This window comes from Gluconobacter albidus, from assembly GCF_002005485.1.
In the GTDB taxonomy this organism is placed as follows: domain Bacteria; phylum Pseudomonadota; class Alphaproteobacteria; order Acetobacterales; family Acetobacteraceae; genus Gluconobacter; species Gluconobacter albidus.
The window spans coordinates 2,237,356-2,251,749 of the sequence record NZ_CP014689.1 but is presented as its reverse complement, the minus strand read 5'-3'; the positions used below and the strand labels follow the sequence as shown (position 1 = coordinate 2,251,749).

The 14,394-nt window shown below is 61.9% G+C and carries 16 protein-coding genes; 7 read left to right on the top strand and 9 right to left on the bottom strand.

Annotated features, from left to right (window positions below; genetic code table 11):
- Positions 1–11: 11 nt before the first annotated feature.
- The 4 genes from A0U94_RS10270 to A0U94_RS10255 form a co-directional block, all read right to left on the bottom strand.
- Positions 12–917 (bottom strand): SctD/MshK family protein, encoded by a 906-nt coding sequence (locus A0U94_RS10270; RefSeq protein ID WP_077803305.1) that lies wholly within the window; start codon positions 915–917, stop codon positions 12–14.
- 108 nt (positions 918–1,025) lie between these two features.
- Positions 1,026–1,214 carry a hypothetical protein gene (locus A0U94_RS10265; protein ID WP_141306867.1) on the bottom strand — a complete coding sequence of 63 codons (189 nt, stop codon included), beginning with the start codon at positions 1,212–1,214 and terminating at the stop codon, positions 1,026–1,028.
- Positions 1,215–1,380: 166 nt separating this feature from the next.
- Positions 1,381–2,061 (bottom strand): hypothetical protein, encoded by a 681-nt coding sequence (locus A0U94_RS10260; protein ID WP_077803304.1) that lies wholly within the window; start codon positions 2,059–2,061, stop codon positions 1,381–1,383.
- Positions 2,062–2,322: 261 nt separating this feature from the next.
- Positions 2,323–2,742: a lytic transglycosylase domain-containing protein gene (locus A0U94_RS10255; RefSeq protein WP_062029764.1), complete on the bottom strand. Its 420-nt coding sequence runs from the start codon at positions 2,740–2,742 to the stop codon at positions 2,323–2,325.
- Between the two features lie 137 nt (positions 2,743–2,879).
- Here A0U94_RS10255 and gspG point away from each other — a divergent pair, with 137 nt between their 5' ends.
- Positions 2,880–3,323 carry a type II secretion system major pseudopilin GspG gene (gene gspG, locus A0U94_RS10250; protein WP_062029762.1) on the top strand — a complete coding sequence of 148 codons (444 nt, stop codon included), beginning with the start codon at positions 2,880–2,882 and terminating at the stop codon, positions 3,321–3,323.
- On the opposite strand, the gene A0U94_RS10245 is transcribed toward gspG, so the two are convergent.
- From A0U94_RS10245 to A0U94_RS10225, 5 genes are all read right to left on the bottom strand, one after another.
- The gene (locus A0U94_RS10245) at positions 3,300–4,157 is read right to left on the bottom strand and encodes a type II secretion system protein GspK (RefSeq protein ID WP_244177991.1); all 858 of its coding nucleotides are present in this window, start codon (positions 4,155–4,157) and stop codon (positions 3,300–3,302) included. The two genes, gspG and A0U94_RS10245, sit on opposite strands and share 24 nt — an antisense overlap.
- A gap of 1 nt (position 4,158) precedes the next feature.
- Positions 4,159–6,468, bottom strand: coding sequence for a type II secretion system secretin GspD (gene gspD / locus A0U94_RS10240; RefSeq protein WP_167369378.1), 2,310 nt, complete (start codon positions 6,466–6,468; stop codon positions 4,159–4,161).
- A 35-nt stretch (positions 6,469–6,503) separates the two neighbouring features.
- Complete coding sequence (gene gspM, locus A0U94_RS10235; RefSeq protein WP_077803302.1) at positions 6,504–7,133, bottom strand: type II secretion system protein GspM; 630 nt, start codon at positions 7,131–7,133, stop codon at positions 6,504–6,506.
- 5 nt (positions 7,134–7,138) lie between these two features.
- Positions 7,139–8,119: a PilN domain-containing protein gene (locus A0U94_RS10230; protein ID WP_149026748.1), complete on the bottom strand. Its 981-nt coding sequence runs from the start codon at positions 8,117–8,119 to the stop codon at positions 7,139–7,141.
- Between the two features lie 204 nt (positions 8,120–8,323).
- Complete coding sequence (locus tag A0U94_RS10225) at positions 8,324–9,118, bottom strand: prepilin peptidase (RefSeq protein WP_167369377.1); 795 nt, start codon at positions 9,116–9,118, stop codon at positions 8,324–8,326.
- An 85-nt stretch (positions 9,119–9,203) separates the two neighbouring features.
- Here A0U94_RS10225 and A0U94_RS10220 point away from each other — a divergent pair, with 85 nt between their 5' ends.
- Genes A0U94_RS10220 through A0U94_RS10195 form a run of 6 tightly spaced genes read left to right on the top strand, consistent with a single transcriptional unit; the run spans position 9,204 to position 14,184 of the window.
- Positions 9,204–10,895, top strand: a complete 1,692-nt coding sequence (locus A0U94_RS10220; RefSeq protein ID WP_077803299.1) for a GspE/PulE family protein — start codon at positions 9,204–9,206, stop codon at positions 10,893–10,895.
- A complete protein-coding gene (locus A0U94_RS10215; RefSeq protein WP_077803298.1) occupies positions 10,892–12,142 on the top strand; it encodes a type II secretion system F family protein in 1,251 nt (416 codons plus the stop codon). The genes A0U94_RS10220 and A0U94_RS10215 overlap by 4 nt, the downstream gene beginning before the upstream one ends.
- Positions 12,126–12,593, top strand: coding sequence for a pilus assembly FimT family protein (locus tag A0U94_RS10210; RefSeq protein WP_077803297.1), 468 nt, complete (start codon positions 12,126–12,128; stop codon positions 12,591–12,593). The genes A0U94_RS10215 and A0U94_RS10210 overlap by 17 nt, the downstream gene beginning before the upstream one ends.
- Positions 12,583–12,996, top strand: a complete 414-nt coding sequence (locus A0U94_RS10205; RefSeq protein ID WP_077803296.1) for a type IV pilus modification PilV family protein — start codon at positions 12,583–12,585, stop codon at positions 12,994–12,996. Before A0U94_RS10210 ends, A0U94_RS10205 begins: the two co-directional genes overlap by 11 nt.
- Entirely contained in the window at positions 12,993–13,604 is a 612-nt protein-coding gene (locus A0U94_RS10200) for a prepilin-type N-terminal cleavage/methylation domain-containing protein (protein WP_077803295.1), read from the top strand. Before A0U94_RS10205 ends, A0U94_RS10200 begins: the two co-directional genes overlap by 4 nt.
- A 49-nt stretch (positions 13,605–13,653) precedes the next feature.
- Positions 13,654–14,184 carry a hypothetical protein gene (locus A0U94_RS10195; protein WP_077803294.1) on the top strand — a complete coding sequence of 177 codons (531 nt, stop codon included), beginning with the start codon at positions 13,654–13,656 and terminating at the stop codon, positions 14,182–14,184.
- Positions 14,185–14,394 lie beyond the last annotated feature (210 nt).

Here is a 14,394-nt window from a genome sequence, read left to right as displayed (position 1 = left end):
GGGGCCGCAGATCAGTAATTAAAGTTAATAGGTCGTAAACCCTTGCGCATTATTACGGTATGTTTCCGTATCTCGAAAAGCGACAATCCTGTGACAATTTCAGTGCCCACCCGGTAGCGCTGAGAATGTACGACGATATTGGGATTTTTCCCCGTCCAGACGGCCTGAATGGGCACATCAACCGGCGGTGTGGTCGGGGCGGGCGAGACGTTCGAAACCCATACGGCCTGTGTTCCGAAGGAGGCATCGAACCATTTTTCAACCTCGTGGAACGTCTTCATTTCCTGAGCCGAGAGGCTTCCGTCAATGATGATGACGCCGGAAGAGGCACTGACCCTCAGTTCGGGAAGATTGTTTTTTGTCAGCTCTTGCACGACGAGACGGCCCAGTTCCGCATCGCTGACCAACTGTGGGACGGGCTGGGCTGCTGACGGATCCGGCGTGTGGGACACGGAGGCCATGTCTGCCCTGCGTGCGGGTGTCGCCGAATGCGACAGCGCCTGTATCACAACAAGCATCAGGGCTGTTGCCATTCCCCCCACAACCATGAGGGTGGGATTGATTTTCCGTTTTGTGGCGGGAATATCTTCGGCAGCGTGCGTAAACGTTTCTGACGAAGACGCGAGGGTGCCATCAGAACCCAGATGAAGGGAAACAGTCCCAAGCCGCAGCGTCGCAGGGGCTGTGACGATCGTGCTCTCGCCAGACGGGAGAGGCACCATATTCACAACAACATCCGGTGCGAGGGCCTGAAGCAGAAAGGCTCTTTCAGGCTGCGGCTTTATCGAAACATGCTGCGCTGCGATGCCCTCATCGAGCAGCGCCATGGTCGCCTGCGAGCCGGAACCGATGATGACAGGCTCCGTGCCAAGCGTCATGACGGCATCGCTGTGCAATCCGTTCTGAACAACCAGCATGATGCATCCCGGCTTGGGAGGACAGATCCTCCTGGTGGCAAAAACGGAAAATGGCCTGCACGACGGGGTCTGCCCCCGGCATGCAGGCCATGTCCGACGATGCGGAAATCAGTCCTTCGTGAAGGCGGACTTCGCGTTGCTTTCCATCGTCTGGGCAAAGTCGTTTGCAAATGTCTGGGCGTTGGAGATTTCAGACATCTGTTCCTGCTTCTGCAGGTTCTGGTCTTCCATGGCTTCGGACTCCTGCATGATCTGCTGCATGGTTGAGTCGCTGCTGGCAGAGATGGAACCGCTCATTTTATTCTCCATGACGTTGTTGGTGACTGAAAACAGCGCCGTTTTCTCCTGGCGCCATCCGGAAGCCCACATGAACTCCCGAAAACCGTGACGTTCGTAACGAACGCCTGTACACGCTCTGCATTCTCCCGCCGCCCCGAAGGCGCGCCGGGCAGAATGCCGGGCGTCAACCCAGTGCGGACTTCAGTTCGGATGCAGCAGAGCTGCTGTTGAACGTGCCGGACTGAATTTCGCTGGCGAGCATCTTCGCGACATCGGCAAGGTTGCTGTTGCCGGCGTTCGAGGCTTCGCGGGCCAGGGCATTGAGATTGTTGAACTCATCCGATCCGGACTTGCCGGACTGCAGGGCGTCCGCAATCGTGTCGACGTTGTTGCTCAGCGCATCGACGCTGTTGCCCTGAAGAGCCTGCTTGATGGCATTGCTGCTGCCACCTTGGTCGTAGGTGCCATCTGACAGGCTACGGCCGATATTGCCCGCAACGGAAGAATCGAGGCCGTTACCCTGCTGGCTGGCTTCCGACGAAACAGCCTGAGCGTACTGCTGCAGGGTGTTGCCGTTCGTGCCGTTCATGTCGACGAGCGTCTTCAGCGTTTTCATGTCGTCGCTGAGATTGCCGGTCAGGGACAGGCCCGTGTTTCCAACAGGTGTGGGCGTCGAAGACCCTGTGTCGGACGAGCCCGTACCTGAGGCGTTGCCGCTGGCTTCCATTTCCTGCAGGAGCTGGATCAGGGCCTGCTCCATTTCCTGTGCCGTTTCCATGCTCAGGTTCTGGCCGGTCGCTGAAGTGTTGAGGTCGCCCGTGCTCGTCGGGCTAAATGTTGTGTTGTAACTGTCAACCGTGGACATGCTGCTCTCCACATCAGAAAATCTGCGATCAGAGAGCAAGGTGTTACTTACCCTCTTGTCCGAACTTTCCACCCTCTGCGGTTGCAGTTCTCATGGTCGTTTCGGCCTGAAGAAAGAGATATTTGAGCAGTCTGACCGGAACCTGACGTAAAATCCGCCAACACTCAATTCCGGTTAAAACACGTCAATATTCACTGAATTGCAATCAAAGAGACAGGAACGGCGCGTCCCGGTTCCCGCGCCTGAATGTTCAGGCAGAGATCATTCCTGAGGGCTGTTTCCAGCCGCAAACAGGCGCCTGGCCTGCTGGAGAACCCGCTTCTGATAAGCGGAATTCAGCTGGGGCGTGTGGGAATGATAATCTCCTACGGCCTCAAGAAGGTCTCCGTGCGTTTCGTTGAGGTAACTTCGCAGGATAAGAGCCGAAGCGGCGATATTGAAGCATCCGTCCGAGACAAGACGCGCAGCCGTCTGGGTGGCCGGCATGCGGGTGATCTGGGAGAGAAGTCCCACCCACTGCGTGTTGATCTGCATCAGCCCCAGATCGTCGGAGCCGTTCGTGTTGTGATGCACGAGGCCAATGGCGCCGCGTTCGACTTCCCATATGGCAGGCAGAACCCTTGGGGGAAGATCGTACCGGATGGCGGCCGCGAGCATGCAGGCCAGAAGGGGAGCGGGCATGGCAGACCTGTCGGGACACTCTGTCCGGAATGAAGAAATTATGAAGACAGCACCGTGACCCCCATCATGCGCTGGGCAGAGAAGGTCCGAGGCTTTAGTACCGTTTGACGAACGGTTAAAAAAGGTACGTCATCAAAATGTCATGTCCCAGACAGGTCTCCCGTGCCGAGCGTCGCGATGATGCCGGTTTTACCCTTCTGGAAATTCTTGTGGTTCTGGCCATTCTGGGCCTGCTGGTCGGGCTTGTGGCGCCGGCTGCACTGCGCCAGCTGGGGGGTGCCCGCCAGTCCGTCGTCAAGCAGTCGATCGCTCGGATCGGTACGGTTCTGGACATGTATAAGCTCGATACGGGCGATTATCCCTCCACGGAGGAAGGTCTGGACGCGCTGGTCCATCGCCCGTCATCGGTGGAGAACTGGAATGGTCCTTATCTGAAGGGCGGCGCTGTTCCGTCCGATCCCTGGAACCATGCCTATGTCTACCATGCCCCTTCGGAGCGGGAGGGGCATGACTATGACCTCTGTTCCCACGGACCGAACGGCCGGGGCGAGGCGGGATCAGGAATGATCTGCAATCCCTGAGGGAGTGCTGTCTGGCGTCATGGTTTCCAGACGGACCAGACGCCAGGGAATGGGGCGTTCATCAGGAAGCATAACAGCCTCGGCATGACGCCACATCCTGAAAGCGCCATGGAAGACGAAGGCGTCCACGGAAACAAGGACGCCGCCGTTTCCTTCGCTGTTCGGATCAGTCTGATCCGCGCCACTTGAAATCCCGGATTTCAGCAGAGCCTTCCGGACGGACGGATCGCCGGTGTGGAGATCGGGCAACTCCTGCTGGGCAAAGGACAGATGCGGCTCCAGCCCCTCAAGCAACAGGGGCGTCATGCCAGGAACGGCCGAAAGATCATCCAGATCATGAAACGGCAGTCCCTGTGACACACAGCCCGAGGCCCTGTCCGCCACATGAAACCCTTCACTGCGCCACCCGAGAAGTGTGGCTGCCAGAGAGGCGGCCTGATCGGATGGAAAACCCTGCGTCATCAGGAGCGCCGCCATCAGCGGCTGACTGGCAATGTTGGGATTGATCCTGTCCCGTCGGATCTGACTGCGCGTTCTGACCTGAAACTCCGTGGCCTCAGGACTGGAAGACCATTGGCCCGTCGGGCGCGTGCGCCCCGTGGCGACGGCGTAGAGTTCCGTCGTGATGGCGGCGTCTGCCGTTGTCTGGAGCCGCGCTTTCCAGAGTGCCGTGCTTTCAAGGTTCAGGGACGCGCGGCCCAGCATCAGGGCCTGCGTGCCGATCAGGGCCAGAAAAGCAAGCGTCCAGAGCACCAGTAGCAGCGCAAACCCCGCCTCCCGTCCGCGCAGCGGGCCGCGTGGAGGCAAGGGGAGCGATGGGGTGCCGGCCGGCATGTCAGTCGTGCAGTCCGACCGCTTTGAGAATGCGGTGCTGCGGATCTGCCGAGCCGGTCGGGGGCATGCCGTTCATTTCAGCCGGCAGGAGTGCTGCGTGAAGAAGCTGTTCGCGCAGATCTTCCGTCAGGGCGTAGGCTTCGCTCTGGCTGTGAATGATATGGGGCGTAATGAGGATCAGGAGTTCCGTACGGTTTCGCGTGTTGGTCTGGTTTCCGCCCAGCATTCCAAGGAGCGGAATATCCTTCAGCCAGGGCATTCCGCTGTTGTTGCGGTTGGACGTGTCGGAGATCAGCCCGGCCAGTCCGACCGTCTGACCGTCCGCGATGACCACGCGCGACGTGACCTGACGCTGTGAGAAGGTCGGGCTGTTGATGGACCCGCTGCCGGTTGTCGTCGTGCTGGAAGCCACGGAGCTGACCTGCTGGGAGATGTCGAGCGTGACCGTCCCGCCATTGCTGACATGGGGAGTGACCTGAAGGATCACGCCCGTGGGCTGATAGTTGATCGAATTCGTAATGGTGGAATTCGACGTCAGAACCCCGGTGGTCGAGCCGGTCAGATACGGCACCATGTCGCCTACCATCAGGGAGGCCGCCTGGTTGTCCACGACCATCAGTTCAGGCGAGGACAGGACGCGCACTTTCGTGACGGCTTGGAGCGCATTGATGACGAAGGGCGCGCCCCCCTGTCCCGACCCGCCGAGAACGAAACCGGGGAACGAACTGGAGAGCTGCGACGACACCAGATTGGCACTTCCAAGGGACTGGGACGCATTGCTGAGAATACCGTTTATTCCGCCCGACTTGAAAAAGAACTGCGTGCCGTAATTGAGCGAGTCATTCAGCGTCACTTCGGCGACCGTGGCATCCACGCGGACCTGAAGGGGCATGATGTCCACCTTGCGGAGCATGGAGGCTACGGTTTCCATCTCGTTGGCCGTCCCATAGACCAGAACGGCATTGTTCTGGGTGTCGGGAATGATGCGGATTTCCGACGTTTCGGAACTGTTGCCCGAACTCCCCAGACCCAGCCCCCCGAGCAGGGGATTATTTGAAATTCCGTCCTGTGCGGTCTGCGTCTGGCCGGACTGGCCGTCCGAAGACGGGCTGTTCTGACCGGAACCGGAGAGCTGGTTGCCCTGCTGTGACGTTCCGCTGCCTGAAGACCCGAAGCCCATCCCGCTGCCGAAACTTCCCGAACTCCCGGAACCGGACGAGGAATTCTGGAAACCGGAAGAGGAGGTCTGGGCTTTTGCCGTGGGAACGGCCGTGACATGGCCGGGGGTGAAGGCCTGTTGCAGAACATAGGCCACGTCGTTCGCCCGGCTGTTCTGGATGTAGAACACATTCCATTTCCGCATGGTTCTGCGACGCTGCGCCTCGATGACGGAAAAGGCACGACGGGCCTGATCCAGAAGGGCGGGGGTTGCGGCAATGACCATCACCGCTTCGATATGCGGCATAGGCACGACCTGCATCCGGCCTACCAGCGCCTGTTCCTTTTTGCTGCCCAGAGCAGCCTGAAGGGCCTGCGAGACTTCGCTGGCATTGCCGCTGGTTGCGGGGAACAGGGCATAGGACTGTCCGGCCAGCACATCGGAATCAAAGGTCCGGACCAGTTCTTCCAGAGAGGCCCGCGTGGCGGGATCGCCCGAAATCACGACGGCATTTCCCGCCGGGGCCGCAACGATATGGTCCCCGCCCTTGAGGATGGGCTGAAGCGCCTTCACCAGACTTTCAGCCGAAGTGTAGCGCAGCGGAACGATCGTGTTGCCTGCCGTTCCGCCGCCGGTTCCCGCCGTGCCCGCAAGGGTGGTCACGCGGTAAATGCCGTTCTCCTCGACAAGCGCCGCGCCTGCGCCCGCGAGTGCGGTCCGGAAAACCGGCAGAAGCTGGTCCTGACGCAGCGGATGCGGCGTGCGCAGGGTGATGGTGCCGTGGACGTTTGAATCAACGAGATAGTTGGCCTGAAGCAGCCGCCCGAGAATTTCGTCCGTAACCGACTGGATATCGGCATCCACGAAATTGAGGGTCAGGGTTCCATTTTCAGAGGCGCCACCGCCCGTCTGGCGGGTGCCGGAGGCCCGGCCATAACTCAGCATGCCGCCCCGGGCGGATTCCATGCTCCCGACCGGACCGTCAACGCGGGGCGTGGCAGTCTGGCCGTACAGATGTTTCGAGACTGGCAGGGGTGTCAGGTGTGGTGGCGTGGACGAACAGCCCGCCAGCAGAGCCAGCGGCGGGAGCGCTGCCATGAGGAGGAAACGGCGGGACATCCCGGAGATGGCAGGGGACAGGGAAGCAGGCACGTTGTCTCTCAGTCTGTTCTGTCGGCGGAAAGGGATCATGGTCGGGGGGCGGTGGACGCCGCGATGGAACGGGGGTCGCGCAGCGCAAGGATGGTGAAGGACGCATCCAGGGCGCGCCCTTCAGCCGTTTCGTCGATCGCCTGCGGGTTGCCGGACACGTCGATCCGGAGATCATCGACCAGCAGGCGCGGAGCGGTGCTGTGGTCCAGGGCGTCCAGAAGACGGACCAGCACGGCATAGGATGTGGTGAGGGAAACCCTCACGCCGAGCCGCTCGAACGCTCCGGTGCGCGAGACGGGGAGCGGTTCCATGCTCGTCGGCAGGGCCTGCCCCTCGAGGGCGGCGTCGTGCACGATCTGCTGGAGGTGGGCAAGGGCCGTTTCCTGCGAGGTTTCACTGATCAGGAGCGTGCTGCCACGCGCCTGAAGCGATGCCGTCCGGGCCCGTTTTTCAAGATCGGGCAGGGTGTCCACAAGGATCTGCGTATGGGCGAGGATGTCCTGCTGTTCGGCCAGATCGGCCTGTCCCTCGGCATACTGTTTCAGCAGAAGGGATGCGCCGGATGCGACCAGCACGAGCAGGACGAACGTCATGCCGAGGGCGAGGAGACGTCCTTTTCGTCCGTCGGGCAGACCGGACATGGGGGGTGAGGCTGAAGCGGACATCAGGATCAGCCCGGAGCGTCAGCATGAAGGGTGAAGAGATCCTGCCGACGGTCTTCGGAGCGTGTGATCGGCCCCGAGAAAGCTGCGTTCGAAAACGCGGCGCGATGCTCCAGAATACCGATCAGTTGCGTGGCCTGTGCGGACTGTCCTTCCAGTGAGACATGACGCTCATGGAGATGCAGTTCCGTCAGGAACGTACCTTCCGGCAAGGCCTGCGTGAGCGTCTGCAACACGAGGAGGGACGATCCCAGCCTGTGTTCTTCCCGGCGGATGGCGGCCGGCCCCTGTGTGAAACCGGCGATGTCCCGTCGCAGCGCCTCGGCCTGCTGCTTTTCTGCGGACAGCGCGGAGAGGGCGTGATCGAGCCGCAAACGCGAGATCTCCTGACGGATGAAGGGGGCTGCGATCAGGGCAAGACCCAGCAGGACGAGCAGGGAAGGCCGGATTTTCCTGACTTTCGAGGGCGTGCCAAGTGACAGGACGCCTTCCATCCCTTCGCAGCGCAGATATGTCGGGATAACGGCATGCTCTGCCAGTTCCTGCATTGCCGCTTCAAAGGTACGGCGTGGTGCCACGAGAAGGCGGAAGCCCACCTGACCGTTACGCAGGGGGAAGGCTTTCCCCGTTGGCGTGACAGTCCAGACGACGTCTTCGGGGCGGAACGGGGTCAGCCTGTCCAGATCGTAGCCGATGGTCTGCACCGCATGGGGGGCGGCTGCGCGGGGTAAAGTGAGTTCACGCGAAAGGATGGCACCGGCAGGCAGGACAAGGCAGACCGGCGCGGGACGGGCTGAAAGAAGGCTCTTCTTGCGGTAGGCCGGGCGCGGAAGGCGGGACAGGCTGCCGGGCTCGAGGGTTCCGTCCCGCCGGACCGGGAGGCGCAGATCCTGCCGCTGGTCCCGCCTCAGGGCGGCAGGCAGGAGCTCCGCCATACGGCTCATCCACCAGCGGAAAACAGCCTCAGGCCCCGGTATCGACAGGATCATGCGTTAAGACAGAACATGGGAAAAGCGGGGAGGGGCCACCTGATGAAACGGTCCACATGAAAGGCAATGAAAAGCTTCGCGAGGCAATATCATTGCACCCCTGCACGATGACAGGGCTGGAATATTATAAATTCATGACAGTTCGAAAACCTCTCTGCCCCTGCATCAGGGCATCGGGTAAGTCATCGTAGGATCATGTCAGGATCACGAACGGCATAGCATGAGACGCGCCAGCCAGATCGCCGCGGCAAGGCACGGGCCAAAGGGAACAAGGATCGTCATGTTGAAGCGCCCCGAGCGCATGGCCGTTGCCAGAGCCAGCACGATACCCAAGGCCGAACCCGCACCGATGACGACAGGCAGCGCGCCCAGCCCGACCCAGGCTCCGCCCATGGCCAGAAGCTTGACGTCCCCACCCCCGAGACCCTGCCTGTGACGGATCATCCGGTATACGGCGGCAATGAGCGCGAAGATCAGCCACCCCGCCGCACTCCCGAGCGCACGGTCGAGCACGCTGTCCGTTCCGGCTGTGGCATATCCTTCCACAAGTCCCATCAGAAGCAGCGGCAGCGTCAGCATGTCGGGAAGCCGCAGGCAGGTGAGGTCGATCACGGAGAGGGCCAGCAACCCCCAGCCGAGGATGCAGTCTCCCACAAAGGACAACGCGTCCCAGTCGGCCAGCCGGAAGGGGAGATCCTGAAAATGACCGGCTATCACGCGGGCCAGAAGGGCCATGGCGGGCACGGTGAGCGCTGCAAGTTCGATCCAGAGATGGTCCGGGGTAATCCGGCTCTTGCAGTGACGGCATCGCCCCTTCTGCGCCGCATAGGACAGGATCGGGATCAGGTCGCGGGCAGACAGCGGAACGTGGCAGCTTTCACAATGCGAGCGGCCGGAGACCACGGTTTCCCCCCTCGGTATCCGGCGTATGAGCACGCCCAGGAAACTCCCCGCAACCGGGGCCATAAGGAAAACGGCAACAAGCAGGGAAACGGTCATGGCGATGGGACACTGGCGGATTTGCAATCGCACGACAAGCACGTGAGAAGCGGGCGTCCGCCCGGCCCGGCAACCGGAGTTCGCCATGCTCCCGGCTGACACGCGCCTTGAGGCCGCGCTGAGTGAGCGTGGCGTCTGCGAAGGTCGCGCGCTGGAGCGGGCCCGCAATGTCGCGACCGAGACCGGACAGTCTCTGGCGCTTGTTCTGCTCCAGCTCGGTCTGGTCAGCGAGGGCGATCTGGCCGCAACCTATGCGGCCATGCTGGACGTAACGGTTCTGACGCCGGAGGATCTGGCCGCCGTTCAGGAACCGGTCCTGCCCGACGATCTGGGGGCGCGGTTCCTGCATCAGGCACGGGCCGTTCCGCTGGGCTGCGCACACGGCACGCTGCGTCTGGCCATGGCGGATCCGCTGGATGATTATACGTCGGCTGCTGTTCAACTCGCCACGGGCTGTGAGGTCCGGCGTGAGGTGGGGCGGCCGTCGGATATTTCGGCGATTTTGAACCGGCTTTATCCTGAGGACGGCGCGGACGGCTCCGGAGGGCAGGGTGCTTTCGATGCAGAAGGGTCTGCCGCGGAGGACGATACGGACCGGCTGAAGGATCTTGCCAGCGAGGCGCCGATTATCCGGCTGGTGAACCAGCTGATTTTCCAGGCGGTGGAAACGCGGGCGTCGGATATTCATATCGAACCCTTCGAGGGCCGGCTTGTGGTCCGATATCGTTATGACGGCGTTCTGCATGAGGTGGACAGCCAGAGCCCGCGTCTGGCCGCGGCGATCGTGTCGCGCATCAAGATCATGGCAAAGCTCGATATTGCGGAGCGCAGGTTGCCGCAGGACGGGCGCATCAAGCTGGCCGTGCGCGGGCATGAGGTGGATTTCCGGGTCTCGACTGTTCCGTCGCTGCATGGGGAGACGGTTGTCCTGCGCGTTCTGGACCGGACGACCGTCAGTTTCGACTACAGCCGTCTGGGCCTTGCGCCCTCCGTCATCGCGGCGTTCCGCTCTGCGCTGGAGATGCCCAACGGGATTGTTCTGGTGACGGGGCCAACAGGTTCGGGCAAGACCACCACCCTTTATACGGGGCTGGCCGGGCTCAATGCGACCGAACGCAATGTCATGACGGTCGAGGACCCGGTGGAGTATCAGCTCTCGGGGATCAACCAGCTTCAGATCAGGCCGGCCATTGGACTGACATTTGCCAGTCTGCTCCGCGCCATTCTGCGTCAGGACCCTGATGTCATCATGGTCGGTGAGATCCGTGATATCGAGACCGTCCAGATTGCCGTTCAGGCGGCTTTGACCGGGCATCTCGTGCTGTCCACGCTGCATACGAATTCGGCTGCCGCGGCGGTGACGCGACTGCGGGACATGGGGCTGGAAGACTATCTCATGACGGCCGTTCTGCGCGGTATTCTGGCGCAGAGGCTTGTGCGGCGGCTGTGTGGACACTGTCGCCGTCCTGAAGCTGTCGATCCGGCACTGGCGCATCGTCTGAATCTTGATCCGGAGGCATCGCACACGCTGTGGCATCCGGTGGGCTGTGCGGAGTGTCGTCAGACCGGCTATAGCGGCCGCAGTGCCGTGGCGGAATTCCTTCCGACATCGCGGGAGATTTCCCGCCTCATCATGGCAGGGGCGGACCATTCCGAGATCGAACAGGCAGCCGTTGCGGCAGGAATGGAAACGCTGTTTCAGGCGGGTCTGAGACTGGCGCTTGAAGGCGAGACGTCCCTTGAAGAGGTTTCGCGCATCATCGGGCATGACGGATGAGTGCGGCATCGGGTCCTTCCGAGACGTGGCACTACAGCGCGGTTGGTCCAGACGGGCGGCTGGTGCATGGCGACATGCTTGCCAGCACGGAACAGCAGGTGATGCAGCGGCTGCAACGCCAGAAACTGATGGTCGTGCAGGTTGCGCCCGCAACGCGGCGGGGCGCAGTGCAGGGTGGTGTGCGGATGCTGCTGGGGCGGCGCCATACGCTTCGGCTGCGGCCTGCGGAGGTTGCGGATTTTACCCGCAAACTGGCAACCATGCTGACCGCCGGGCTCGATCTGGACCGTGCCCTCAGGTTTCTGGGGGAAACGGCCGTGGGGCCGCGCAATGGTCGGGTCATCGGGGCGTTGCGGGACCGGGTCAGGGATGGTGAGGCCTTTGCCGAGGCCCTTGAGACCATGCCCTCCGTCTTTCCAAAACTCTATGTGGGCATGGTCCGGGCCGGGGAAGCGGGGGGCGCGCTGGGAGAGGCTTTGCTGCATCTTTCGGAGTTGCTCGAACGGGAGAGAAAGCTGCGGGCGACCATCCAGTCCGCGATGATCTATCCGGCGGTTCTCGTCGTGGCGTCCGTGTTCTCGATCGTGCTTCTGCTGACGCAGGTGCTGCCGCAGTTCGTGCCGCTGTTTGAGGAAAATGGTGCAACCCTGCCGCTGGCAACGCGGATCGTGATTGCGACGGGCAGTTTCCTGACGCATTGGGGGCTGGTGCTGCTGGTCGCTTTCGGAATTGCGGGCGTCAGTATTCACGCAGCGCTTCGGAAGCCTGAGCGGCGGCTTGTCTTTGACCGTTTTCTGCTGCGGGTTCCGATCCTCGGATCGCTGTTGCTGGAGATCATGGCCGCCCAGTTTACCCGCACGCTCGGCACGCTGATGCAGAACGGTGTGCCTATTGTGGGGGCTCTGAGGATCACGGAAGGGGTGATTGGCAATACGGCGGGCGCGGCGTGTGTGAGCGAGGCCACGCGGGACATGCGCGAGGGGCGGGGCCTGGCCTATTCTCTGGAGCGGACGAAGGTTTTTCCCGAAGCCATGATCCATTTTCTGCGCGTGGGTGAAGAAACGGCACAGCTTTCGGCCATTGCCCTGCGGTCTGCGGATATTCACGAGGATGCAAGCCGCGTTATCATCCAGCGTCTTCTGGCCATTCTCGTCCCGGCGATTACCATCATCATGGGCGTTCTGGTGGCCGGAATTGTTTCCGCGCTGCTTCTGGCGATGCTGAGCCTCAATGATCTTGCACATTGACGCACAGAGCCGGAGGGATTCCGGTTTTACCCTTCTGGAAATCATGGTGGTGCTGGCCATTGCCGGAATCCTGCTGGGTGTTGCGCTGGAACGGGGACCGCTGCGGAGTGAGGCACTGTCCTTTTCCGTGGCGCGGCGACAGGTCGTGGAGCTTCTGCATCAGGCGCAGGATCTGTCTGAAACCCGCGGTGAAACCGTGACGGTTCTGCTGGACAGCGCGGAGGGGACGTTCCTGACGGTTGAGGGGCACACACTCCGGACGACGCGCATTCACAAGCCTGCGCGGGTGTTTGTTCCGACGCTCTCTGGCGGGATGATGGCGCGGGCGTCTTACCGGTTCATGGCGGATGGGCGCGTGACGGGGGAGCCGCTGATGGTTGTTCTGGGGCATCATGCTGCCCTTGTCCGCTTCAGCGACGTGACGGGACGGATCCAGATTGATGAGCGCTGAACGACCGGTCCGCACTTTGCGCCAGGATCAGGGCTTCACTCTGCTGGAAGTCATCGTGGCCCTGATGATCGCGGGTTTTGCCCTGGCTGCCATGCTGGGCTCGATCGAAGCGGGGCTGGCGGGTGGGGGACGGGCGGATCATGGTCTGCGTCTGCTTTCTGTGGCCAGGTCGCAGCTGGATGGTGCGCTGGCCATGCCGTCTTTCCGGCCGGGTTCGCAGACCTATGACATCCCGCCGCATTATCATTCCAGTGTGGATATCCGCCAGATTGCGGTTTCTCCGGCGCGGGGGGAGCGGGCGTCACTGGGGCTGTTTTCGGTGGAGGTGCGGGTGTGGGAAGACGGGGCGGCGCGGTCTGTGTCTCTGTCGGGGAGGGCAGTGGGGGCTGCGGTGCAGGAATGAAGCCAGGTCTGGGGTCTGATTCGGGAGAAGACGGTTTTACGCTGCTGGAAATTCTGGTCGTGACGGTCGTGTTCGGGCTGCTGTCCGTCGCCCTCTGGCAGGGTGTGGGTGTGGGAACGCGGGGCTGGTCGCAGGCGGAGCGACGCTATGAAGACGAAGCGACGTTTCAGGGGGCGGAAGAAGCCCTGCGTCGTCTGATCGAGCGTGCGGAGACGCCCGATGGCCGGGGTGCCTCTCTTTTTTCCGGTGATGCGGAGCGGCTCGGTTTCGTGTCGTGGCTGCCGGAGCAGGGTGGTTATGGAAAGCAGATGCAGGTGGCGTTTGGCGTGGATGCGGGCAAACGGCTGGTTCTGCGCTGGCGGCGGTTCCGCCGGGCGGACTGCGCCCTGCAACCTGAAATTTCGCATGAAGAAACGCTGGCCCGCGACGTGGGGCGCGTTGAATTTTCCTATTACGGCGTCGTTGAGGGACATTATGTCTGGCAGAAAACATGGGAAAGCCGGGTGCTTCCCCTGCTGGTCCGCATCCGGATGGAGCGCGTCAACGGAGGGGCGCTCTGGCCCGCCATTCTTGTGCGCCCGTTGCTCGCCGCTCCGGCGGGGGAGTGAGGAGATGAGGGCGGAAAATGCGGCCGGTTCAGGGAAGAGGCGTTCCAGAATGATGTTGGTACGACGGTCTCAGGTCGGTCTGTTCGCGTGTCTTCTGCTGATGGGTGTGATGGGGCAGGCCTGTGCCCAACCGTCAAAGGAACCGCAGAAGGTTGAGGTCGACTCCATTCTGGGGCGTCCCCTATTTGAGCCTGACCGGCAGCCCCGGGGCAGGGGCGCTGTGCAGGCCGGGGAGCCGCAGGTTGTGGGGATTTCCGGTCGTCCGGGAGGATGGCGGGCGATCATCCGGACCGGCGCCGCTGGCAGTCGCGGCAGGGTTGTGGGTGTGGGAGAGCGTGTGGGCGACTGGAATGTTGCGGAGATCAGCGCGACCGGGGTGATTCTCCGGCGCGGGCAAAGCGTGCGGCGTCTTGCTCCGGTTTTTGTAAAACATCCTGTTCAGACTGTCCCCCAGCTGCAGTCCCAGCCGCAGGGGGCAACGGCGCCGGTGATGCCGGTGCCTGCCCCGCCGGCGGCCCCTGTTTCGGGCCAGTCAAAGCCGACGTTTCATTTCGATCCGGCGTCGGGAGAGGCTCCGTGACACTGATGTGTCAAAGGATATCGTTTTTCACGAAACCATAACACTTCTTTCAAAGGCTTTCATTTAGTTAACGCACTGTCTCATCCACTGTGTTGGCGTGAGCCGGTCAAGGCGGTGTTCACCTGAACCTCTGGCACCCTGCTCCGGTCATGCCGTGCATCATGAAAGATTCCGCGACGTGTCTGCGAAGCGCACCAAAATTGCACTGTC